Origin of the sequence: Dendronalium sp. ChiSLP03b, assembly GCF_034531165.2 — a bacterium.
GTDB lineage: Bacteria > Cyanobacteriota > Cyanobacteriia > Cyanobacteriales > Nostocaceae > Dendronalium > Dendronalium minutum.
This window is the reverse complement of record NZ_JAVRBR020000017.1, coordinates 12,964-36,054: the sequence shown is the minus strand read 5'-3', so window position 1 is coordinate 36,054 and position 23,091 is coordinate 12,964. Positions and strand designations below refer to the sequence as shown.

General features: G+C 41.3%; 13 protein-coding genes and 1 pseudogene. 6 read left to right on the top strand and 8 right to left on the bottom strand.

Going from position 1 to position 23,091, the window contains the following annotated elements; genetic code table 11:
* Positions 1–38 precede the first annotated feature (38 nt).
* A complete protein-coding gene (hisH, locus tag RMY31_RS04580) occupies positions 39–674 on the bottom strand; it encodes an imidazole glycerol phosphate synthase subunit HisH (RefSeq protein ID WP_322658174.1) in 636 nt (211 codons plus the stop codon).
* Between the two features lie 58 nt (positions 675–732).
* Between hisH and RMY31_RS04575 the strand changes: the two genes are divergently transcribed.
* Both RMY31_RS04575 and RMY31_RS04570 read left to right on the top strand, forming a co-directional pair.
* The gene (locus tag RMY31_RS04575; RefSeq protein ID WP_322658175.1) at positions 733–1,245 is read left to right on the top strand and encodes a peptidase C15; all 513 of its coding nucleotides are present in this window, start codon (positions 733–735) and stop codon (positions 1,243–1,245) included.
* A gap of 40 nt (positions 1,246–1,285) precedes the next feature.
* Positions 1,286–2,650, top strand: a complete 1,365-nt coding sequence (locus RMY31_RS04570) for a DUF3370 domain-containing protein (protein ID WP_322658203.1) — start codon at positions 1,286–1,288, stop codon at positions 2,648–2,650.
* A 189-nt stretch (positions 2,651–2,839) separates the two neighbouring features.
* On the opposite strand, the gene tmk is transcribed toward RMY31_RS04570, so the two are convergent.
* Positions 2,840–3,475, bottom strand: coding sequence for a dTMP kinase (tmk, locus tag RMY31_RS04565; protein ID WP_322658176.1), 636 nt, complete (start codon positions 3,473–3,475; stop codon positions 2,840–2,842).
* Positions 3,476–3,881: 406 nt separating this feature from the next.
* On the opposite strand from tmk, the gene RMY31_RS04560 reads away from it, so the two are divergent.
* Together RMY31_RS04560 and RMY31_RS04555 are read left to right on the top strand one after the other, a co-directional pair.
* Positions 3,882–6,869, top strand: a complete 2,988-nt coding sequence (locus RMY31_RS04560) for an ATP-binding protein (RefSeq protein ID WP_322658177.1) — start codon at positions 3,882–3,884, stop codon at positions 6,867–6,869.
* 453 nt (positions 6,870–7,322) lie between these two features.
* A pseudogene (locus RMY31_RS04555) lies at positions 7,323–7,604 on the top strand (sensor histidine kinase); the annotation flags it as partial.
* 42 nt (positions 7,605–7,646) lie between these two features.
* Here RMY31_RS04555 and RMY31_RS04550 read toward each other — a convergent pair.
* The 6 genes from RMY31_RS04550 to RMY31_RS04525 all read right to left on the bottom strand — a co-directional run bounded on the left by RMY31_RS04550 (position 7,647) and on the right by RMY31_RS04525 (position 15,532).
* Positions 7,647–8,924 (bottom strand): ABC transporter ATP-binding protein, encoded by a 1,278-nt coding sequence (locus RMY31_RS04550; RefSeq protein WP_322658178.1) that lies wholly within the window; start codon positions 8,922–8,924, stop codon positions 7,647–7,649.
* Positions 8,925–8,926: 2 nt separating this feature from the next.
* Positions 8,927–9,769 carry an ABC transporter permease gene (locus RMY31_RS04545; protein WP_322658179.1) on the bottom strand — a complete coding sequence of 281 codons (843 nt, stop codon included), beginning with the start codon at positions 9,767–9,769 and terminating at the stop codon, positions 8,927–8,929.
* Between the two features lie 76 nt (positions 9,770–9,845).
* Positions 9,846–10,943: a glycosyltransferase family 2 protein gene (locus tag RMY31_RS04540; RefSeq protein WP_322658180.1), complete on the bottom strand. Its 1,098-nt coding sequence runs from the start codon at positions 10,941–10,943 to the stop codon at positions 9,846–9,848.
* A 52-nt stretch (positions 10,944–10,995) separates the two neighbouring features.
* Positions 10,996–12,300: a glycosyltransferase gene (locus RMY31_RS04535; protein WP_322658181.1), complete on the bottom strand. Its 1,305-nt coding sequence runs from the start codon at positions 12,298–12,300 to the stop codon at positions 10,996–10,998.
* A gap of 302 nt (positions 12,301–12,602) precedes the next feature.
* Positions 12,603–13,451 carry an alpha/beta fold hydrolase gene (locus RMY31_RS04530; protein WP_322658182.1) on the bottom strand — a complete coding sequence of 283 codons (849 nt, stop codon included), beginning with the start codon at positions 13,449–13,451 and terminating at the stop codon, positions 12,603–12,605.
* A 74-nt stretch (positions 13,452–13,525) separates the two neighbouring features.
* Positions 13,526–15,532, bottom strand: coding sequence for an ATP-binding protein (locus RMY31_RS04525; protein ID WP_322658183.1), 2,007 nt, complete (start codon positions 15,530–15,532; stop codon positions 13,526–13,528).
* A 926-nt stretch (positions 15,533–16,458) separates the two neighbouring features.
* Here RMY31_RS04525 and RMY31_RS04520 point away from each other — a divergent pair.
* Together RMY31_RS04520 and RMY31_RS04515 are read left to right on the top strand one after the other, a co-directional pair.
* On the top strand, positions 16,459–19,005 hold the full coding sequence (locus RMY31_RS04520; protein ID WP_322658184.1) for a dynamin family protein: 2,547 nt from the start codon (positions 16,459–16,461) through the stop codon (positions 19,003–19,005).
* Positions 19,006–19,651: 646 nt separating this feature from the next.
* Entirely contained in the window at positions 19,652–23,056 is a 3,405-nt protein-coding gene (locus RMY31_RS04515) for a molecular chaperone (RefSeq protein ID WP_322658185.1), read from the top strand.
* Positions 23,057–23,091: the final 35 nt, after the last annotated feature.

Below are 23,091 nucleotides of genomic sequence, written 5' to 3'. Positions count from 1 at the left end.
TCTTAACAAATGACAAAATGACAAATGACAAAACATGATTATGCAGCAATTTTCTCACGGACTTGAGCAACAAAATTAGACAGGATTTGCAATCCGATATTAGAAGATTTTTCCGGGTGAAATTGAACTGCCATCAGGTTTTCATGAGCGATCGCAGCTGTTATAGTCTGAGTACCATGAGTAACAGTTGCAGCACGGACTTGCGGGTCAATTGGGTCAACATAGTAAGAATGAACAAAATATACCCAAGGTTGAGCTGGCAAATGCTCCCATAAAATACTTTTGGGTTGAGTCACTTCCAGCTGATTCCAACCCATGTGAGGAATTGTAATTCCCGGTTCTGGTCGAAAACGCTGCACTTTTCCTTTAATAATTCCCAGTCCTGGTTGATTACCTTCTGCACTTGATTCAAAAAGAATTTGCAAGCCCAAGCAGATTCCTAAGAAAGGTTTGCCAGATGCAATGGTGTCTTTAATGGGTTGCTCTAAATCACGCGATCGCAGATGTTGCACTGCTGGATCGAAAGCTCCCACTCCCGGCAGCAGTACTGCATCTGCCTTTGCCAATTCTTTGGGAGAATAAGTAATGTTAGGAGTAGCTCCAGCTTTTTCTAGGCCTTTGCAGACTGAGTGCAAATTTCCCATCTCGTAATCTACGACCGCAATAATTGGCATTGACCTGCTCCTTGTAAATTATTTATGGAGGGTTTTTCTATTCTAAATAATATTTGTTATGAAGAAAAGAATATTATTAACTTCTTTTGACACTTGGCTAAGCGATCAACAGTCAAATTCTTCTGATGATTTATTACTTGAAGTTACTAAAGTTGACTCGCTCCCCCATAACTTAAATTTTTTACGCCTGCTACCTGTAGATGTTCAGCTTGCTAGTTCGCAGGTAATTCAAAAAATCACTGAATTTCAACCCGATTACATTATCTGTTGTGGCATGGCTGAGCGCCGCACGCAATTAAGTATCGAAGTAGTTGCTAGCTGTAAAGAAAGTGTTTTGCAGACAACGGTTGATTTAGAGCAACTAATCTTGGGAGCTAAGGCAATTGATATTAGCCATGACTGCGGTAAATTTGTCTGTGAAGGTCTTTATTATTCAGTATTGAACTACTTGCTCCAAAACCAACTCACTACACGTTGTATCTTTGTCCACGTTCCGGTTTTAACTTCCGAAAATTTAGCGGTAACTATTGCTGATTTTGTATTAATTATTAACAGACTGGCACTTTCATAAAATGAAGAGCGTCTGTATGGTGGAGAAAACATCTAAGTATATGTTGCCGTTATTACTAAATTTGACCCTCGCGCAATTAACTCCTGCTGCCCCAGCACCTGAAGAAGTAGTGCAACCACAAGAAGTACGACCTTTACCAGGGCAATTGGATACGATACCAACGTTTAATAGCAATAGTCCAGAACTGGTCTTGAAAGAAGGGATTTTACTCTCTACCTTTCCACCAGATGGGAAAAAAGTGCCAACAGCGCATCTAAATTTTCCCTTTCGGGGACGATTTGATGTTTTTGCCCACCACGTTGCGAAAGCTGAACCACCTGAAGATTTAAAATCGCTCTATTTGGGAATTATTCTGCATAACCCTAGTTCTGAGTCGGTGAAAGTGAATATCTTGCAGGCGGCAAGTTATTTGAGTCAACCAGATGCGCCATTTATTGAGTTACCAGCTATTACTCAAAATATTTTGGGTACAGTTTTCGCCGGTCCGGGCGATCGCGTCATGTCTGATGTACTGAGGGGACGACGGCAAAATATTTTCCCTGCTCAAATAGTGATTCCACCAGGGCAAAGTCAGATGTTACTCAATTTGCCCATTCCCGTGAAGGGACTGACACCACCTTTAAATGGTCGGTCTACATTAATCCGCCTGCGGAGTAATGGCACAGTATATGCAGCTAGTCTCGCCATGTTTGCGCGGACTAATGCTGATGGTAGCGAGCGTGCGCCGACATTGGAAGAGTGGCAAAATTTACTAGATAATGGTGATTTATCTGGGCCAAGAGATAAAACACCCACTCCCCTAGAAGAAACTGGCAAGCCCAGAATTTACGGTCGTGTGGCAGGAGTAGTTGGCGGTACTCAATGGAAAGCATTATTGACAGATAATTCTAAAACGAGGTATCTAACTATTCCTCAACCTGGGCAAGTGTTTTCTTACGCCCTCAATACTTTACATGGTGGAACTTTGGGCACTAATCAAATTCAGAGTGCTACTATGTTGGTGCGTTATCCTGATACCGCATATCGCGCTCATGGCAACTATGCAATTCAATACAGTCTGAAGTTGCCGCTATATAACAATACTCAAAGTCTGCAAACAGTTGCTGTATCAATGCAAACGCCACTGAAGGAAGACCAGTTAGTAAAACCAGGACTGCGCTTTTTTAGTACGCCAGCCCGTCAAACCTTCTTTAGAGGAACAGTGCGAGTACGTTATAAAGATGACCAAGGTAAGCCCCAAACCCAGTTTGTACATTTAGTGCAAAAAAGAGGACAACCAGGCGAACCATTGGTTTCACTAAATATGAAAACAGGCGATCGCAGATTAGTAGAAGTAGACTTTCTTTATCCACCAGATGCGACACCACCGCAGGTATTAACAGTGTCAACCCAGGCTGCTAATTAAACAGAATCTTCACTGAATCGCCAAAAAGTCGTAGTCTGTCAAAGTAATTTTGATAAGTAAATAAGTTTGTAGTCAGGACTTTAGTCCTTGATTTGAGCGCTAAAGCGCTCACTACAAACCCAACAAACTTAACTTGACAGAGTAGTAGTTCTAAAGCTCGACTTTACACCAGTGGATAGAAGGCGATGCCTACGGCAACTCCTTCAGGCGATCGCGCAAAATCCTCTGAATCTTTTGTTGCACAGCCTCTTTACTGAAGCTGCCATCTACGCGCACGATTCGGGATGGATAGGATGCCGCTAACTCCGCATATCCTTGCTGGACACGGCGATGAAAGGCGATCGCCTCCTGTTCGATGCGGTCTAATTCGGCTTCACTCCCGCGTTTACGCGCCAGTCCTACCTCAACATCAACATCTAGCCAGATAGTCAGGTCACTTTCTAACCCACCAGTGGCAATATGGTTGAGCTGCTCGATCAAACTCATATTCAAACCCCGTCCGTAACCTTGGTAGGCAATAGTAGAGTCTGTGTAGCGATCGCATAATATATATTTTCCCGCTGCCAGATTAGGTTTGAGTTCTTGTGCAACGTGTTGCGATCGGTCAGCAGCATATAACAATAATTCTGTCACCTCAGCAACTGGTTTATCCTCTGACTTTTCTAGCAATAAGCGGCGCAGCTCCAAGCCTAATTCTGTTCCCCCCGGTTCGCGAGTGACAGCTACCGGGATGCCATTACTTTGCAACCACTGACAACAAAGCTGCATTTGGCTAGTTTTACCGCAGCCTTCCACTCCTTCAAACACAATAAATCTGCCACCCATGCTTTTTTAGTTCTCTGCAATCGACTTGTTCACTCACGTTTTATCTCCCTTACTTTAGGACAAAATTAATCAAAACCTATCAATTCCTTTCCGAAATTAGGAAATGATTATGTAAGGACATATGACTGTTTTGAGCCGTTCTAACTCGGATTTCTCACCAAATTAGGAAAAAGAAAAGGTTGGTAGAGACAATTTTATTTGTTGATGTAGCAATCATAATTTATTAGACTTCTTGCACGAATAGAGAATTGGTATAAAGTCAATAATCTGCAAGCCAGCATATTTATCCGTGGAAAAAATCCAAAATCGAACGACTGTGGGATACAAGTCTCTGTTCATAAAATTGAGGGGATGGGAACTCTAGCTAATAAGGCTAACTACAGTATCCTACCCAGCACTACCAATCATGTCCCATCCTGCTCATGCACCTCTGAGCCAACCTTCATATCCTCGCTTAACTAGAAGCCTGAGTGCTGTTGAAAGTTGGGGCTTCGGTTTAACAGCTCATATTTCTTGGACAGCCTTAGTTCCAGCAATTCATGCTGCTCTCGGTTCACAGGCTATTTTCGTTTGGATACCTGCTGTAATTTTTGGGATGCTGCTCAACTATCAAGTCAAGCGCTTGGGTATGCATTTTATTGATGTGGCAGGAGGAACGCCTAACTATGCTACCAAGTTGTTAAAAAACTATCCAGGACTAGCTCGCTATGCAGCAATTGGATATCTTCTCAACTGGGTTTCTTACTTATCAGTTAATACAATTGTACTCAGAGACTTAATTAAGGTAAATTTGCAGGCATTGGGCCTTACCTGTCCGGACATCTTGCTAGATATTAGCTTTACACTGTTGCCGTTTGTAGTGGCGTTTAGTGGCACTCGTGCGCTAAGTATCTTGCATTTGTTTTTTGTAATTCCAGCGTTTGGACTACTAATCACCTTCTGCGTGCAAGGTCTGGGCTGGTTAGCGTTCTCTAGTGCTAGTCCTGGGTTTTTTCCTAGCAATTTGTCATCTCCGAACTTCGTGGATTGGGCAAAGTGGTTCTTTTTTGTTACTTATGCCACCTACAGCTGTGAAACGGCTTCCTCCTTTGTCGCCGATAGCCGCAATCCCACTCAGACATTGCGCTTTTTAGATATTGCTGCCTGGATTATGCCACCCATTTTTCTGGGGGGATCTTGGGTAATTATGCGGTTAGCAACAGATCCAAGCCTCAAAGACAATGCTTTTCTCAATCTTGTGGCGGCTTCTCAACCCTTTTGGGGAAATTCGGCTGCTATCAGCGTTTCTTTTTTGCTAGTAGCTGCTTGTCTTTTAGGTTCTGCAACAGTCGTTTCTAATTGTCCGAGGATTTTGTATCAGCTGGCTTTAGACAATCACATCTCACCAGTATTTTCTGTGGTATCGCGTCGGGGTGTATTCGTTCCAGCTTTGACCTTAACGCTGGTGTTGTGCTTAATCTATTTAATTTGGGGAGACGTAGCACGCATCGTTGCCGTTGGCAACATCGGCTGGTTTGTCTCCTTTATGTTATTGCATTTGGGGCTTTGGCTGGGGCGCGATCGCCCAGAGGTTTTGTTCCCCCGGATTTCTCTGGGTATTCTGCTGTTAGAAATTATAGTGCTGCTAGTAGGCGGAATGGCCTGGGGTTGGATAAACCTTCTCATTGGACTGTTATTTCCCATTGGCATCATAGGATTTGATGCTCTTATCCGGTGTGTTGCCTTCCGACCCTTTCGTCTGAGTTGGTGGCTGCGGCGATATCAATCGCGCCCTTCGGTCATTATTAAGGACTCAGTAATGTTCCAGGTGAGCGTCCTGATTTTACTACTGTGCAGTGCATTGATTGTGGGCTGGTTATTTGGTGTGAAATTGACCAAAGCGACAAATGCAGGAGGCGACAATATATTTGTTGTCCTGTTGATGATAGTTGCATTTGTGGGAGTAGCGATCGCCTGTTGGACAAGTTTACCCCAAGTAGTAGCGATCGCAGAAGCTCGCGAAGCTGCCGAACACTTGTTTATCGTTGCCCAAGACGGCATCTTAGTAGTAGATGAACAGGGTATAATTCGGCAAGCAAATCCAGCGACTGAATCTTTCTTTGGTGTCAAACCATTGGAATTATACGGAAATCACCTGAGAAAATGGCTGCCTGAATTAGCTAACTATCCAGAACAGTGGGCAAAGCGCAGCGAACAAACTCTAGTCCACAAAACTCAGATCAGAACTTTGGAAGTTTCCATCTCAGACCGACCCCATCAAGATTTTCGGGAATATGTTGTCATTCTCCATGACATTACTAAGCGCAAACAAGCAGAGGAGATATTGCGACAGTCAGAAGCAGAGTTGCGAGAACAAGCAAAGCAGTTAGCTACTCAACTTGTGCAAAGCGAAAAGATGTCTAGTTTGGGGCAATTGGTGGCTGGAGTAGCGCATGAAATCAACAACCCAGTCAACTTTATATATGGCAACATCATTCATGCCGATGAATACATCCAAGATTTACTCAAACTGATGCAACTTTACCAACAACACTATCCTCATCCAGTCCCAGAGATTCAAAAAACAGCAAAAGCAATTGATTTAAATTTCCTCATGGCAGACTTACCCAATTTGCTGACTTCGATGCAAGTTGGTGCAGAAAGAATTACAGAAATTGTGCTATCTCTGCGAAACTTTTCTCGCTTGGATGAAGCAGAAATCAAAGCCGTGAATATCCATGAAGGTATTGATAGTACACTGATGATTTTAGAAAGTCGGCTCAAGGCGAAAGCTGATCGTCCAGCAATTGAGGTTATCAAAGAATACGGCGATTTGCCATTAGTGGAATGCTACGCCGGACAACTCAATCAGGTGTTTATGAATCTTCTGGCCAATGCGATTGATGCTTTAGAGGAGTCCGTGAGCCAGCGCGGTCTTGGGGGAAACCCCCAGGACCGACTGGCGAACCCCGAAGGGGTTAGTAGTGAGACAGCGAGCAGTTCTGAGGAGGGAAACTCTCCTCAGACGACTGCGTACTCCAAAGGAGAACTCGTTCGCGAAGCGTCTCGAACAGAAGATTATCCGAAGGGTCAGTGGCCAATGGAAAAACAAAGGATAAAGAACAACGGACAACTGACAACTGACAATCCACAGATTCGCATTTATACTGAACTCACTGCCGACGACCAAATAATTATTCGCATTATCGATAATGCCTCTGGTATTCCAGAAAGCGTGCAACAGCGATTATTTGAACCTTTTTTCACCACTAAACCAGTTGGTAAAGGTACAGGCTTAGGTTTATCTATTAGTTATCAAATTATCACTGAAAAACATAGGGGGAAATTACAATGTATTTCTACTCTTGGCAAAGGCACAGAATTCGCGATCGCAATTCCACGCCTTGTCGAGTAATACTAAGTCCGTCTGATTAGACATAATCAACTTTGAAAAATCTCCCAGGAAAATCAGGATTTACAAAAGTTGATTAATGGTTATTTAAATAATTAGCTTGAACTGAAAAAATTATATATTTTACCCAATTTATAGCTGCGAGCAAAATATCAGCAATCAATAGTAATAATGGTCGTTGACAGTCAACAGTCAACAAGTTTGTAAGAGTAAACTCATATTTGGAGATAAAGATGATACTGCTTAACTAGAAAAAATTAATTAGTTTGTCCGGGTTTCGGCAGTATCAAACTCAGCACAGAAAGCCCTCGCATAATGTAACAACACCTCTGGTTTTGATTGGTTCTATTTTAGTAATTGCTGTGATTGGGATTGCTAGCTACCAAATTGTCAGAGGATTAATTCTTCAGCAACTTCAGGAAAAAGTCCCTAATTCCCGATAGCCAATCCCCGATTCCCCAGATTTGCATTCGTACTGAACTGACTGCCGAACGGCAGGTCATTATTAGCATTGCTGATAACGGATGTGGTATTCCAGAAAGCGTTAAAAAGCAATTATTTGACCCTTTCTTCACTACCAAACCTGTGAGTAAAGGAACTGGTTTAGGTTTATCTGTGAGTTATCAAATTGTCACTGAGAAACATCAAGGAAAATTGCAGTGTATTTCTTACCCTGGCAAAGGCGCAGAATTTGTCATAGAAATTCCTCTTTATCAGCAAAAGCAACTTGCTGCTTAAGCAATTGCTTTATATTAATATATCTATTGACAAAATTTAGCTTCAAGAGTTTATAATTTTCCATTGTCGCGGTTGATAAAATAAAGATTCATGGGCAGCGTTATTTGCTTTCACTGTAAACCGAAAAGATTCAACCGCATCAAAAGAATATGCACCCTCTTTGATAAAAATCTTAGCGCTGTATACACCAGGACTTAAGCAACAAAAAGGCATATACATTTGCAATTCAACTTTTCCTGGCAATACTTTTAAATCTTCGTTATCGCTACCAGAGGTTAAATAGAAAATTCGTTCGCGTTCTCCACCTATAGCTGTAACAGTTACGCACAAATTAGCTTTAGTAATTTCGCGATATGCTTTGCATTCCACACACAAGGAAGCAGTTTCACCACTGAGGAGTGTTTCCATGACATTTCCTTGCTCATCTTTAAAACATAGAGAAACAATATCTATACCTGTGCTTTCACTTTCCGGTTTTTTTGGCAAAAATATCTGTCCTACAGATTTTTCTGCACTACTTAAATTCAAATCCTCTTCGTACTTCTGAACAACTGAATCTACACTACCAGTTGCAATTAACTTCCCTTGTGACAAATAAGCAGCAGAGTCACATACATTTAATATAGCTGCGGGATTATGAGAAACTAGAATAAAAGCTGTACCTTGTTCTCGAAGTTTAGCTAACCTGCGATGGCATTTCATTCTAAATTTTATATCTCCCACAGCCAGCACTTCATCGATTAACAAAATATCTGGTTCTATATGAACTGCACAGGCAAATCCTAGCCTAGCTGCCATCCCAGAACTATAAGTTTGTACAGGTGCATCAATGGCGTAAGAAATTTCGGCAAAATCGATCACATCTTGCAATCTTTGATCTATTTCTTTAGTAGATAGACCCAGAATTGACATATTTGCATAGATATTTTCTCGTCCTGTTAAGATAGGATTAAACCCTGCTCCCAGCGCAATTAAGGGAGCTAGTCTACCCCTAATTCTGACACAGCCAACATCTGGTTTAATCAAACTACTAATAATGCGTAAGAGCGTACTTTTACCGGCTCCATTGGAACCAACTAAGGCTAGTGCTTCTCCTCGTCGGAGTTGAAAACTGACATCTTTTAATGCCCAAAATTCTTTGGGACGCAGAGTATCACCTTTTCTATTTGCTGCTACTAATTCTGTTGCGATGTCTTGAACACCATATACTAAAGACCGTTTTAAATCGCGGCAAAATTTTTTAGAAACGTTCTCAACTGAAACAACTACTTCAGTATTTTGAGGTTGAACGGTAATTTCTTTATTGCTTAATTTAATCATCGTTAAGAACTAACTCTTTCAACAACGAAAGGCATAGCTAGGCGGAATGCCACCCAAGTTAACAGCAAGCCAACTAAAGTAATTGTACTTACTATCCAAAATCTTAAAGGATCTGATAAGACTCCTGTTGTTGCTAATTCTCTGGCTGTTACTAGAAGAGGTGTCACAGGATTCAGCTGAACTAAAAACCCAAATGTGCCTTCGCTGGGTAATGGATAAACTACTGGTGTTAGGAACAGCCAAAACCCTGTAATTAGAGTTAATCCTTTGGCAATATCTTGATATAAAATTGCCAATGGAGCTAAAAAAAGACCAATAAATGTTCCTAGCAGAACTAAATGAATTAATGGCACTGGAGTTAAAAGCACTGTCCAACTGACGGGAATGCGAAACCAGATAAACAATAGAGCTATCAAAATCAGCTTAACTGCAAAGTTAAAAAATACTTCACCTACCTTTGCTAAAATTAGTGCTTCTCGGGGAAAGTTAACTCTAGCTAACATGGATTTTGCTGCTGTCACCGCTTGTACTGGGCCATTTAAAGCTTCGACAAATGTTTGCCACAATGCAGTACTAAACATCACATAAGCTGGATATGGCAAATCTGTAACGCCAACATTAATTACTTTAGCTTCAGAGGCAAGGGTAAAACTTACAGCCATGACAATTGGTGGTAAAAAAGCCCAGGCTATTCCTAAAAATGATTGACGATATTGGGCGCTAATATCTCTCACCATCAGTCGCCAAGTAAGTTCGCGCGAGGTTAGCAAGTCTCGCCACATTTGTTTGAACAACTTCAAAGGATGTTTGAGACTACTTTCAGGCGTATTAACAACCTCAGACATGTGAAAATTAATCTGATTCCTCTTCAAAATTTCTTGCCCTTTTCTCAAGATAGATTGCAAATATCAATTATCAATCCTATTGGAACAATGTTTTTATTGGAGACTCGATCGACGGTATTGGGGCTTGATTTTGCACACTTTGCATCTGTGTGCGAGCATAATGGCTACTAATGTAAGGGTTGAGTGCTTTGTCTATGAAGCGTAGGATTTTCTTCACTAGTCGAACGCCAAACTTGCCAATAGGCAGTTTTTGAACAAAAGGATTGATAATTGTCATATTTCGCCGCCATCCCAAACGTCTGTACCTATTTTTGAAGTACTCATCTTCGGTCAGGTTCCACTTGTCGCGTAGGTGGTGGAGGCTTGCCAATTCCCAGGCATCGCTCCAACGCAACATATAGTAGTGTATGTCTATTAACTCTAGTAATGGCCCTGTCACAGAATTCATTTGCAGTAGTTGTCCTGTGACAAAAGTCATCAGAGATTTGGGTTCGAGGTAGATTGTTCCACCAACTTCGGCTACTAACATGCCTAAATCAACGTATTCTTTGGTGTTTAGCAGTCCTTCATCTAGCAAGCCAATTTGTTGAAATATTTCTGTACGTACCATCATGCAGTGGAACTCTGCTAGCCCGGTTTTTTGCCGTTGTAGTCGGGGTTGCACATCTGCTACCCGCAGACCTTGTTTATCAATTTTTTCAATTATTCGCCGTCTTGTTGTTTCACCTTGAGTTTCCACCAAAATCCCAGATTCTCCACCTGCACAATGCACTTCTTGGTGTAAAGGTATACCCTGGCAGATGATGGGGGTAACTATAGTTGCTCCTGTTTCTTTTGCACATTCCACCAAAGGCTGAAGCCAGTTAGGGGCAACTATTACGTCGTTATCAATGAAGACTACATACTTACTCGTAACTTGTTGCAAACCGATGTTTCTGGCGCGGTTGGGGGAGAGGTAGTAATTGGTGCGAATCAATTGAAATTGCTTTTGCTGTGCTTGCTCGGCCAAATAATCTCTGATATGGCGTGGAGAACCTCCATCTACATAAATTAATTTAAAGGGATAATCGGTGTGTTCGTAAATGCTTTCTAGGGATTGACGGGTGTAACTGAAGCGCTCCCGTGCCACAACAATAATTGTAACTTCCAGAGCTGCGATCGCTAATGAGTTCATACTTGAATTGCTATTAATTTGAATCAAGATCGAAGATGAAAATTTTGCTTGTTCAGGCTTTATACCTCAGTTTGGCTACAGAAGCTAGGGCTTCCTCCTGGCGTACAAGTAAATCTTGCATTAGTACTTGCTGATAAATTTGTACTAACTCATCGTTAAGCTTGTTCATGTCGTAGTTTGCTTCTACAAAAGCACGACCTGCTTGCCCCATTGACGACCAAATTTCTGGATGCGCTATGAGATAAGTTAATTTTTCAGCTATGGCATCGCTATCTCGCTCCGGAACTAGAAAACCAGAAACACCATCTTTTACAAGTTCAGGAATACCACCGTGAAGAGTAGCTATGACTGGTAAACCCATAAGCATTGCTTCTTTCAATGTATTGACTGGGGCATCTTGGTTACCATCTTCAGCTGTAACACTCAAAGCCATAAAAATATCAGAGTTGTTGAGAATTTCAATAACTTCTGGCTGATTTTTCCAACCTAAAAGCTTCACGCGATCGGCAACATTCAAAGAATATATTAGCTGCTGCAAGTTTTCTTTTAAACATCCATCACCTATGATGTTATATTCAATATCTTTGCCTAACTTGGCTAATTTAGCAACAGCACGAATGCCATATTCTATACCTTTTTTTTCGACGAGACGACCAGTTGTAGTGATGCGAACTTTGCCATCAGTATGAGAATGCCTTTCTTTAAAAGTAAACTGATTGCAATCTACTCCTGAACCATGCACAACTATTTTTTTTTCATCACAACCTAATTTCATCGCTTTTATCTTGAAATATTCGCAGTTTGCTAGAAAGAAATCTCCATTAGCAAATAGTGAGTCATAAACATGTTCTCCTTGCTGCTGAATAAACCAACTGATATCATAGCCTCGAAAAGAAGTAATCAACTTTCCTTGGATCGCTCCAATATCTTGCCAAATCATACAATCCAGAGCTAATGTGCCAAACTGGCAGTGGATAATATCGTATGGTTTAGCTTCTAAAAACCGTATTACTGAGTACAACAATCTTAGGGAAGCTGCCCGCCTACCATACTTAAAAATATTCAGCGATCGCAGTACAACTAAAGGTGCTTTTAAAGGTGCTCGGGGAAAATTTACTAGTATTAATCCCAGACATTTGACTAAGCGCCAAAAGTAGTTTTTAGGAAGTAACGGGTGATAATAAGTACGAGTTAATAAATGATATTTTTCTACAGCGGGATGAACTTTTAAATTATCATTGGAAATCATACCGTAAATATCAACTTCATGCCCGCGTTCAATCAATCCTGTAATTTGGTTCAGAATAAACGTTTCTGACAAAAGGGGAAATTTTGCAACTATGAAAGCTATTTTCATTTTAAAAACTGACAGATTTTTAAATTTTTACGACCAAATTAAAACTTTCTTTTTTCTTAAGTTATCCTCTTTATGAAACCAAATTTTATCAGTATATTTTTATTCTTCATGAAAAATCAACAGAAACTTCAATAAATCTTTTTAAACCAACATTTAAATCTTGGCAATTAAGTAGATTGATTTTAAATCTATAAAAATTAGCTCATACTTGTTACTCAAAAAAGTAGGATTTTTAAAGATGGTTATTATAGCTAGAGAAAGTGCCTAAAATACTTTGAGCGTTTAGCGGATGTAATTGCTCTTTATGTCAAATCTATGTAAGCCTGTATAGAATCATCTCCTTGCATAGCATCGAGTTTCAACTTTTTTATGAAGTTGAGCATGACTGAAGCCACAGCATCCGGCGACTCAATCAAGAAGCCATGACCACCAGAGTCAAGCACTACAAGTTCAGCGTTGGTAATACCTTGGGCAAGTTGCTGGGAAAACTTAACTGGGGTGAGAATGTCTTGTTTCCCCACCAAAACTAGAGTAGGACAATTAATCTGTTTGAGGCGGTCTGTTGTGTCACTACCAAGGATAGCTCGGCTGTGGTGATAGAGTGTATGAGATTTTGGAGGAAAGGGGTAGTTAATTGCAAATTCGATTAGACCTTCTATCATTCCAGGGATAGAGTAGAACCCATCCGTAAATATCCAGGGCAATACGACTTTTTCATAAAGCTTCAAGTCTACATGAATGGGGAGGTCGCCCCAAGTTTCAATAAGGCTATTGAATCGCCCATCGCCCTTTGCTAAAGATGATAGTAGTATCAGACTATTGACCTTTTGCGGGTGTGCCAATACTAACTCTTGAGCAATCTGACCACCCATTGAATGACCGACTACATGCACTTTATCAATACCGATGCGATCGAGCAATGCTGCAACATCATTTGCCATCTGCTGAATACTACAGGGACTATTGGGAGCAGAACTTTGCCCCATTCCTCGGTTATCGAAGCGAATGACTTGATATCGGGAAACGAGTGATGGCATGATTAGCGACCAATAGGAGCGATCGCACAAGAAACCAGCAATTAATAGTAGAGGCTCACCCGTTCCTTTGATGTCGTAGAACAAATCAATCCCATTAACTTGAACCTTTGGCATATTAGTTGTCAATTGTCAAAAGGTAGGAGGCAGAAGGCAGAGGGCAGAAGTGAAGAATTACTTACCTTGTCTTTCTATTCCTCTAAGGCTTGCTGTAGTGGAATTGTAATCACAAATTCTGCTCCTGCTTCTGGTGCTGAAAAACACTGTAATTGACCGCAGTGTTTTTTGACAACAATTTGATAGCTAATTGATAACCCCATGCCAGTACCTCGACCTACAGGTTTGGTAGTGAAAAAGGGATCAAATAAACTTTTACTTACTTTTTCAGTCATTCCTGGGCCATTGTCAGTTATGCGGATAGTTACTAGCTCGTCGGCTGTAAGTTCAGTACGAATGCGAATCTGGGGTATGGGAGATTGGGTATTGGGGATTAAGGGTTGGGAAAACTCTTTCCCCACTCCCTCCTCTAAAGCATCGATCGCATTTGTCAATAAATTCATAAACACTTGATTCATCTGTCCAGCGTGACACATTACCTGTGGCAAGTTGCCGTACTCTTGGATGACTTGGATTTCTGGTTGTCCTGGTTTAGCTTTCAAGCGATTTTGCAACAGCAGCAAGGTGCTATCGATGCCTTCGTGGATATCCACTGGCTTCATGCCATCTTCATCTAGGCGAGAAAAATTGCGTAGAGATAGGACAATCTGCTGAATGCGTTTAGCTCCTATACTCATAGAATCTAGGATTTTAGGCAAATCTTGGCTGAGAAAATCTAAATCAATCGCATAGATTTGCTCGTGAATCTCTGGTATTGGTGGGCAGTAGTGCTGTTGATAAAGTTCTATCAAGTGCAGCAAATCCCGTACATATTGACTGGCGTGGGTGATGTTGCCGTAAATAAAACTGACGGGATTGTTGATTTCGTGAGCGATACCCGCTACCAACTGTCCTAAACTGGACATTTTCTCTGTTTGAATCAGTTGCGCCTGGGTTTGTTGAAGTTCTAATAAAGCTGCTTCTAGCTGCTGTGCTTTGTCTTGGGCTGTTTGGGCAGTGATGCGAGTCTGAGTGTAAAGTTTGGCTTGGTCAATGGCGATCGCTATTTGATCGGTAACTGCTTGTAGCAATTCTACTTCATCGTCCAGCCAAGGTCGAAAGCCATGACAGTAACCACAGCTAAATGCACCAATTTCACCAGATTGAGTGTGTATCGGTAGTGACATAAAAGCAGTAAAGCCAAAATCGCCCAAAACCTGCTGTGCTATGGGATCGTTCACGGTATTAACATCATCAATGCGGATGACTTCTTTGTGTAAAGCTTTTACTGCTATGAGTTCAATTTCTGTAGAAATTACTCTATCTGTTAGCAGACAAGGTAATATAGGACTTTTCGCTTCGTAAACACACTCCCAATAGGGTGAATCAGTGTTTTGGCGATACCAAAAGAAGGCGCAACGATCTATTTGGAATAAGTTACAGATTTCCTGGACTGCGGTTTCTAAGATGCAATTGAGTTCTAGGGAAGCTCGAATTTGGCTAGATAGGCGATTTAGCAATGCTTCCCGTTGGGCGATCGCTCTAAATTTAGCTTCTGAGTGGCTGATTTCCCGGACAAGAACAATAATTTGCTGCTCTTGTAATGGTGACAATCTGGCTTCAAAATTACCATTCCCTTTTAGCAACGGTAAGGTATATTGAAAACTAACTAAAGATTTAGTTTGCAGTACTTGAGTTATTGCTTGTTGAAATTGAACTTTTAGAGTGTGCGGTAAAAATTCCAGAATTTGCTTCCCTGGAACAACTCCTTGTAAATTGTGTAAATTTTCGATTTTTCCCGGCTTGTAATCTAAGATAACTCCATCAGCATCAAGGCGAAAATATAAATGAGGCAGCACTTTTAAAACTGCTTCCAGTTCTGATGTTTTTTGGCTTAATTGTTGTTTAGTTTGTTGATGTTCTACAATTTCGGCTTGCAGTTGCTTGAGTGCATTTTTTAATTCTGTTGTGCGTGTCTCGACTCTGAGTCCTAATTCGTGATGTGCTTCACGTGCTTGATAGTGGAATTTATCGCTTGATTGTATTTCTTCCTCTAAGACTAGAGTTTCTGCGATGTGAGCTTGCAGTTTTTCAGTAAACACTTTTATCTACCTGCTTTGCTGAAATTTATTAATGATGAAAATTTTGTTATATAAGTTTTCAATATAGAATATATTAATTCAAAAAATAGTTAGATTTTATGGACATTTACTGAGAATCCATGAATATTTGATTAAGTGATTTTAATTACTAACCTAATGGAAAAACATTGCTAAATTTTCACATAATTTAGAACCTCTGCTTCAATAGTGAATAAGAATGCGAGCGTGTAAGTATATAAAATGAGTTTTCAAAGTAGTTTCTTTTAATTAAGACTTGAGTTTAATACGATTTCAGTAAAGGAAAAGTTAATTTGTGGGATATTTATGTTTTTTCATCTTTAAAATCTTGTAAAGATGACATAAAAATACATGAATTTACGTTAAAGACAATCCAGCTATTTGTCAGCCTTCAACGGTAAAATTTATTATTTGTTACTTTTTTTCAAAAGCCATACTAAATTATGTGATTGTAATTTTAGTAACTTAATAGTATCTAATTGGATGAATTTCAGTAGTTTTTTGATGATTAAATTACATCATTATCTACTCTTATTTGCTGTATTTGTGGTTTATATCCCTGAATATTTCTGTATGCTAATTGTAAAGTAAATAATCAGTATTATGCTTATCCAACGGACAAGATATATGTTTTTAACTTGAGCCGATACTAGTACAAGAGGTCAAAACAAGGATACTATTGAAAATGCTTACCAGGCTTATAAATAGAGCATTTTAATTTTACTCCGTGCAGCGGTACTAGCAACTTATTCGCAAAAATGTAGATTAATCAAAACCAATCTCCTCAAAATAGATAACAATCTGATAAAACTAGGAAGCATCATATAAACGCATTACTAGCAGGACTGCTAATCGCATTTTTTGTGTTATAAAACTCACATAAATTTAGCTTGGATGAAAAAATACTGATGGAACCAGGAAAACTACAATGTTTTAAAGAGTACGGCGAATTTATTCTCCAAAAAATAGATTCAGTGCCTCATTTCCCCTCTCAACAAGAAGATTGGGTACCAGCTAGGCTTGATGAGTGTCTCGTACGCCTCCGAGAAGCTGCTGATAAAACTGTAGAACTTGCCACTTCGCCAGTCAAAATCGGCGTGATGGGAGAATTTAGTAGTGGGAAAACTTTACTTTTAGGCAGCTTGATTGGATATGCTGATGCTTTACCAGTCAGTGAAAACCCAACTACAGGAAACATTACGGCAATTCATCTCATACCCCAAGCAGGATTTGTTACAACCCAATTGGGGAATTTTACTGTCGAGTATTTGGCTCATGAAGGGGTGAATGAGTGTCTGCGCTTCATGTTGGAGCAAGCAACTCAACGGGCTACAGCCGCAGGGCTTGCAACCTTGCCTGTCTCCAAGCTAGAAGCTGGGAAAGATATTATTAACTGGTGCGAAGATTTATGGCAAAGCAGTAATAATTTAGAACTACGTTATTTGCTACGAGAGTTGGTGTTATTTGTTCGTGCTTATCATTCCTATGGGGAAGCTCTTTGTGGTGGACGCTACCAGATTGATGCTACCACCGCCCGTGAAGGGCTACAGCTAGCCGAACAGCCAATGGCGATCCAAACCCTCGGTTTTGAGGATCTACCTCCAGCGCATATCCGATTGCCAAGTCCACCCCAAAAGCTACCAGCAAAGCTCATACAAAACAGTTTTCCACTGATCCGCCGGGTTGATATTGAGGTAAAAATATCACGGGAAGTTTGGGATGTGACGGGTGCTTCCGAATTTATTCTCTTAGACTTTCCAGGATTGGGTGCTGCTAATTCCGGTGCTAGGGATACTTTTTTGTCACTGCGGGAATTGGCAGAAGTACAGACAATTTTAGTATTGCTGAATGGCAAATCTCCCGGAAGCGATCGCGCTAATAGAATCTTCACCATGATGCAGCAGCAGCGACCGGGACAAAACCTCAAAGATTTAATTCTTGTAGGTGTCGGTCGCTTTGACCAACTACCCTTAGACAGCGAAGGCGGCGAAAGAGAACTCGACCAACTAATCGACGATACCGCAGCCAACAGTCCTTTGTATGAAGATACTGTTTTCCAAAAACTCAAAGTTCTGCAAACAACAATCGACGGTGCCAGCGCCTTCACCACCCACAAAGACCGCATCGTTTTGCTATCGCCACTCTTGGGACTGGCTGAATTAGCCAAACGTTCCAGTACTGTCAAAGCAGGTTCACCAGAGTTTTTGGCGAACCTAGATTATCCTAATTACCTGGAAGGGTCGAAGCGGTTGCAACAAAAGTGGCAGCACTTAAGCGAACGCCTACTAGAATCAGATGCACGCAGCCATCTCGGCAGACAACTAGGTTACTTTGCTCAAGACGGGGGTATTGCCAAACTACGAGAATTGATTCAAAACCATGTCGCGACTCACGGACTTAAGCAACTGTATGAAGATACTCGCAGGGCTGCCGAGAATTTGCGTCAACAACAAAATAACTTAGAAAATATTATTGCCGAAATTCACGAGCAAGGCATCCCCACGGGAGATAGTCCAGCCTCGATCGAGTTGCGGGTGGCGATTGAAAATTTAGATAAAACCTATAGAAACTTTCAAAAAGATTTAGGTAAAGAACCACTCAAAGACCGACGCGGAGAAGTTGTCAGCGATGTGGTCAAAGATGAACTCACCTATAGGATACTTAATTGGAACCAGTGGACTTTGTTGTTTAATAAAGCCAATAATGGCGCGATCGCCCTTGCCGAATCTAAAGGTGCAGCTGGTAAACTATTCGATCGGGGTAACAGAGTTAATAGTGCGATTCCTACTAAAAGCGACGATTTTTATCCAGCTTTTGCCAAAACTGTCAAAGAACTAGAAGAATTTGCCCGCGATCGCATTCGGCAAGCAGTGGTAGACTCGTTGAACAAATTATCCGATCGCATACTCAAAGAACGCGACTACCTCAAGGCCATCCTCCGCCCCGAAGTAGAACAAGAGATTGAAGGAACATTTGGTGGGGAAGAAGCTGATTTATTTTACAAACTGCTGCTGGGATGCGATCCCAACCAATGGCAAGAAGCAATCATCTCCGAAATCAGTAGCAAAGACAAAGCGATTTCACCCGAAATTATGTTTCCTTTGGCACGTCAAGACGAAAAACATAATATTGGGCAAATCTTTGATTGGGCCCCTGAAAGAAGCCAAAGTGCATCCAGATCCACGAATCACCAGCTTTTTGTTTTGCGACTGCGAGATGAAATCACTGCCAGCGCCAGTTTACATCTTGTGCAGTATGTTAGCGAAGTCAATCAGCAAGTGAATGCTGAATTGGAGGGCATTTTGGATCAAATTATTCCCACTTTGCAAAATCTCTCCAAAAAAGAAGAGTTGCTGAGATATATTGCTGCTGGAGACTCACCATCTGCGATCGCAATTCCCACTTGGTTGCAAATTCTTTCAGAAATCGCCACCATTTCTTGGCAAAAATTTTGATTTTGAATTACCTTGAGGGGGCCATCGATTGCGATCGAGTACGGATATAAGGATATATTTGTTTAGAGGAAACTAGAATTTATCGAGAAGCGAAAGAACAAAGACGAAAAGAACTAAAACTTGAACTTGTACCTCGGCTTTTAGCTCGTAATAAGTAGGTCGGTGTGAATATTTATCGTTGAGACAAGGCAGATGGCAGATGGCAGATGGCAGAAGCGAAGAGGGTTTGAGCTAAGTTTACTTTTCGTTACATAATTATGTTTATTTGCACCTTTCTACTTATGTCGATGGAAGAAGTTGCTCAGTTACTTAGTTTAACTATCGAACAAGTAAGACTTGCTACTGAGCAAGAATCTTAAATATAAACCTATTAACTCGTGCGTTTTTGAGAGCGAAATAAAAGTTACTCAGACATATCGCTGCGGGGAAATTGCGACCGCAAATCGCAATTTTCCCGCTTGCAGCAGATTCTCTTAGCGATCGCCACCATTTTTTATTCAAATTTTTCTTGTGAAGTTGCTTGATAGGGAGTCGGGAGTTCGGAATAGGGAATAGGGAGGGGAGTTAGGTAAGCAGAGGAGATAAAACTACTGACCACTGACAACTGACCACTGACCAAATATCAGCAATTTAAGGAAAATATGAAATGCCTGTAGAAATTCGGCTTTCTCCTCAATTTGAAGTGCGTATTAACGAAAACGAATATTTGCAGCTGCCGACCATCCAACTTATTGCTGCTGGGAACAATGTACCTCATATTTCCCGCATCACTTGTGCTGTCAGAGGAACACCGAGTGAGTTAGCAGCACAAATTCAAAAATCTTATAGAAAATTCGACTCGGATACACCAAAAATTTCTCAAATCGGTCAATTAGAACAATATCCTTGTAAACTGAAGCAACCTTTAATACAACCAATCAACTGTAAACTGCGGGTGATGGTAGAGTATTTTGATTCCGACGCTGCTGGAAATCCACTGCTGTCTGTGCGAAAGTATATTGGATCTGCGTGTCATCTATGGTCAGCGCCAGGTTTTGAGCAGCCACCCACTAAGCAAATAACAAAAATGGATACTGCAATGAACCCTTTCCAACTCAACAATATTGATAAGCAACGAAGCGAGAAAAAAAGATTTCCGGGATGGTTTGCCCTGGATTTTGGCACGTCGAACTCTACAGTCACACTCTTCGATCCCATTGAAGTGCCGATCGCAGAGGTATTACCCAAAGAACAAGAACTGCGATTGCGCGATCGCTTGGGCCAATGGCTGAGTTCTCCCGCTTCGGTGGCTTTACCAGATGTCAGTGCTGCTGAGTGGGAAAAATTTCTGGCTGACATTAGCAAAAACCTGGAAACAGAACCCAGTCGCTTGCAAGAAATTTTTGAAACCGATAACAAAGAGCGATTTTTAGAAGCAATTCGACAAATCGAACTTTGTTTGGGTAATAGCGATCGCTTTCGTCGTGCTGCTAGCAAAAAACTTTATCAGATATACCATGAAGTCTTCCGCGTCCCCACTCTAGAATCGCAAAATTTGATTCCAGTTGTGCTGGACATCGATCGCCGCAATACAGAAATGCCCAGCGAGTTAGAAATTTATCGCTTGGCAAATCTCGAACTGCGGATGGGTAGGGAAGCCAGGGACAACAGAAAAAAAGCGATCGCCCAAGGCACAACTACTTCTTTAAAAGAAATTATTAGCAGGTTTCACCACTCACCCAAACGCTATTTTGGTCAGGAGCGGTCTTTTCCGGTTATTTTGGATGGGAAAGAAGAAACAATTAATGTTAACCAGCTGATCCAAGCAGCTTGGGGACATTTAATCGATTTAACTGAAGATTACCGCCAACGCGCACGACGCAGATTTTCTGAGGGAGATTTCCTCACCGCCGTTGTCACCTATCCCACTGTCGCCCCACCAGTTGTTCGCAAGGAAGTTAAAGAACTAGTCGAGGAGTTGGGAATCGACGACGTGCAAACTGCTTACGATGAAGCGGTTTCTGTGGCGATATTTTTCTTGTGGCGAGAATTTGGCGGTAATCTCAACATCGGCATCGAGTCCTTCAAAACCCGTTGTCGTCAAGAAAAAAACAAATGGTCGCAAAACGTCCTGGTTTTAGATATCGGTGGCGGAACCACAGATTTAGCTTTAATTGAACTAACTTTAGAAGATAAAACCCCGTTCTTTGCCGACAACGAGGATAGAGGTTTGGGGGGAAGATATTATAAACTGACACCAAAACTTTTAGGTTCTTCTGGACATTTACAGCTAGGTGGTGAGTTAATTACACTGCGGATTTTTAGATTATTGAAAGTGGCGATCGCGGACTTTTTATTAACAGCAGTCACCACAGGTGACATAGAAAGTGAAAAGCTGGAAGATTTAATTAGTTCCGAGTTAAACGAGCGTTTCTTGGAACAGGGTAAATTCAAAAGTGGCAGTTTGTTGAAATGTCTCGATAAAGAAAATCCTGAAGGTGACGCTGCATACAAAGATGCTCTAGATACTGCGGAGAAAGTACTGCCCACCCGTTGGCAACAAGCACCCCAACGCCTGCAAACTTTTTACACCCTTTGGGATCATGCAGAAGCAGCCAAACTCAAACTAGGGCAAAAGCCACCAGCCGATGATTATCCTTTAACTTTTACTGTCTGTGAGCAGCAAATTTCCGAACTACTTACCCAAAGTGCCATTAAATTCCATGTGAAAGACCCTGAGAGTATTTGCGTTACCTTAGATAGTAAGCAATTTGAACGAGCTGCCGCTTCAGCAATTAGAGAAGCGATCGGTATTGCTAAAGGACTAATGGAAAGTCGCCTGCGTCCTCAAGATAACATTGTAGACCCTTGGAATACGCATAAAGTTGATTGGCTAATCTTATCAGGCAAAACTTGCAATCTTGACATAGTGCAACGCCACATCTACCAAGAATTTAGCAACTCTCCATATTTCGTCTGGAACCCAGAGCGTATTACCTTTGTATTAGAATTTACCAAGCTAGCCACATCTGCTGGTGCTTGCTACGCGGAGAAATTGCGACGACTCAGATTCGATCCCGAAGAGTCTAAAGGGTTGCTGCGTAAAGGAGCCAATCAATTAGAAATTGATGTTAAAAACTTATTTTATTACCTGCCCTGTAACTTCAAACGCAAAACCCAAAGCAATGATTTACTGCCGATATTCCAAGCTGGACAAGAACTCTATCAACTCGCTCACTGGGAAAGTGTAGCCAAGGTGCGTACACAGTGGCAAGGCATACAATTGACAAACATTATTTATCGTCAAGACTACGAAGACGGAGATTTACGACTTTGGGGTAGTTTCGACGGCCAAACCCTCATGGAGAAACTGGGAATGGAAGAAACTGAGTTTCTCAAAAAAATCAAAGTCCAGTTTGAGATTGACCAAACACTCCAATTTAACGTGTTGCTTTGTCAAGGAAATCCTCATTATTTAATTGACGTTCCTGGGATTGATGTGGGTTCGGCAATATCAGCAGCTTCCGAATCAGCACTATTTGCCGATGGTAAATTGAAGTGGAATATTGCTGTGGAACGCCCGAATAAAGACTTGAGTGATGGTGATATTGCCGTCAATGTGCTTGAGTCAGCAACTGTGGATCAACCAGATGCTTATCATCTGGTGTTTGAAATAGACAACAATAATAATAAGTCCCTGCAAGAATTTCACTATCTGCGTGATGGCGCACCACAACCAGCAAACGGTTTAATCAGTAACTCTTTGCCTCCCTTCCCGCAAAGTAGTCAGCACACCTTTTATGTTTATCAAACAGATAGTGAAAGCAACACCAAAAAATGGATACGCATTGGCGCACTCAGCAAACCAGATGTGACAACAGATTACCCTTGCCAATACCGTGTCACTCTCGACGAAAAAGGTATTTTACGGATGCACGCTGGTGAAGTACCCTACTGGACATCGACAAATCAAGAATGTCTCAAGCAAGAAGGATGCGTTTACCGCGCTGAATTAGAGTTACAACCCAACGAAGTCGATAAAGAACGCGATCCGTTTTGTGGCATACATTAAGGTAATTACCTCACGTAGAGGCGCTAAGAAAACCT

Bases quoted from the DNA above. Each gene is read 5' to 3' on its own strand.
- RMY31_RS04560 (WP_322658177.1), top strand. From the start codon at position 3,882: ATGTCCCATCCTGCTCATGCACCTCTGAGCCAACCTTCATATCCTCGC.
- RMY31_RS04545 (WP_322658179.1), bottom strand. From the start codon at position 9,769: ATGTCTGAGGTTGTTAATACGCCTGAAAGTAGTCTCAAACATCCTTTG.
- RMY31_RS04535 (WP_322658181.1), bottom strand. From the start codon at position 12,300: ATGAAAATAGCTTTCATAGTTGCAAAATTTCCCCTTTTGTCAGAAACG.
- tmk (WP_322658176.1), bottom strand. From the start codon at position 3,475: ATGGGTGGCAGATTTATTGTGTTTGAAGGAGTGGAAGGCTGCGGTAAA.
- RMY31_RS04575 (WP_322658175.1), top strand. From the start codon at position 733: ATGAAGAAAAGAATATTATTAACTTCTTTTGACACTTGGCTAAGCGAT.
- RMY31_RS04520 (WP_322658184.1), top strand. From the start codon at position 16,459: ATGGAACCAGGAAAACTACAATGTTTTAAAGAGTACGGCGAATTTATT.
- RMY31_RS04530 (WP_322658182.1), bottom strand. From the start codon at position 13,451: ATGCCAAAGGTTCAAGTTAATGGGATTGATTTGTTCTACGACATCAAA.
- RMY31_RS04540 (WP_322658180.1), bottom strand. From the start codon at position 10,943: ATGAACTCATTAGCGATCGCAGCTCTGGAAGTTACAATTATTGTTGTG.
- hisH (WP_322658174.1), bottom strand. From the start codon at position 674: ATGCCAATTATTGCGGTCGTAGATTACGAGATGGGAAATTTGCACTCA.
- RMY31_RS04570 (WP_322658203.1), top strand. From the start codon at position 1,286: ATGTTGCCGTTATTACTAAATTTGACCCTCGCGCAATTAACTCCTGCT.
- RMY31_RS04550 (WP_322658178.1), bottom strand. From the start codon at position 8,924: ATGATTAAATTAAGCAATAAAGAAATTACCGTTCAACCTCAAAATACT.
- RMY31_RS04515 (WP_322658185.1), top strand. From the start codon at position 19,652: ATGCCTGTAGAAATTCGGCTTTCTCCTCAATTTGAAGTGCGTATTAAC.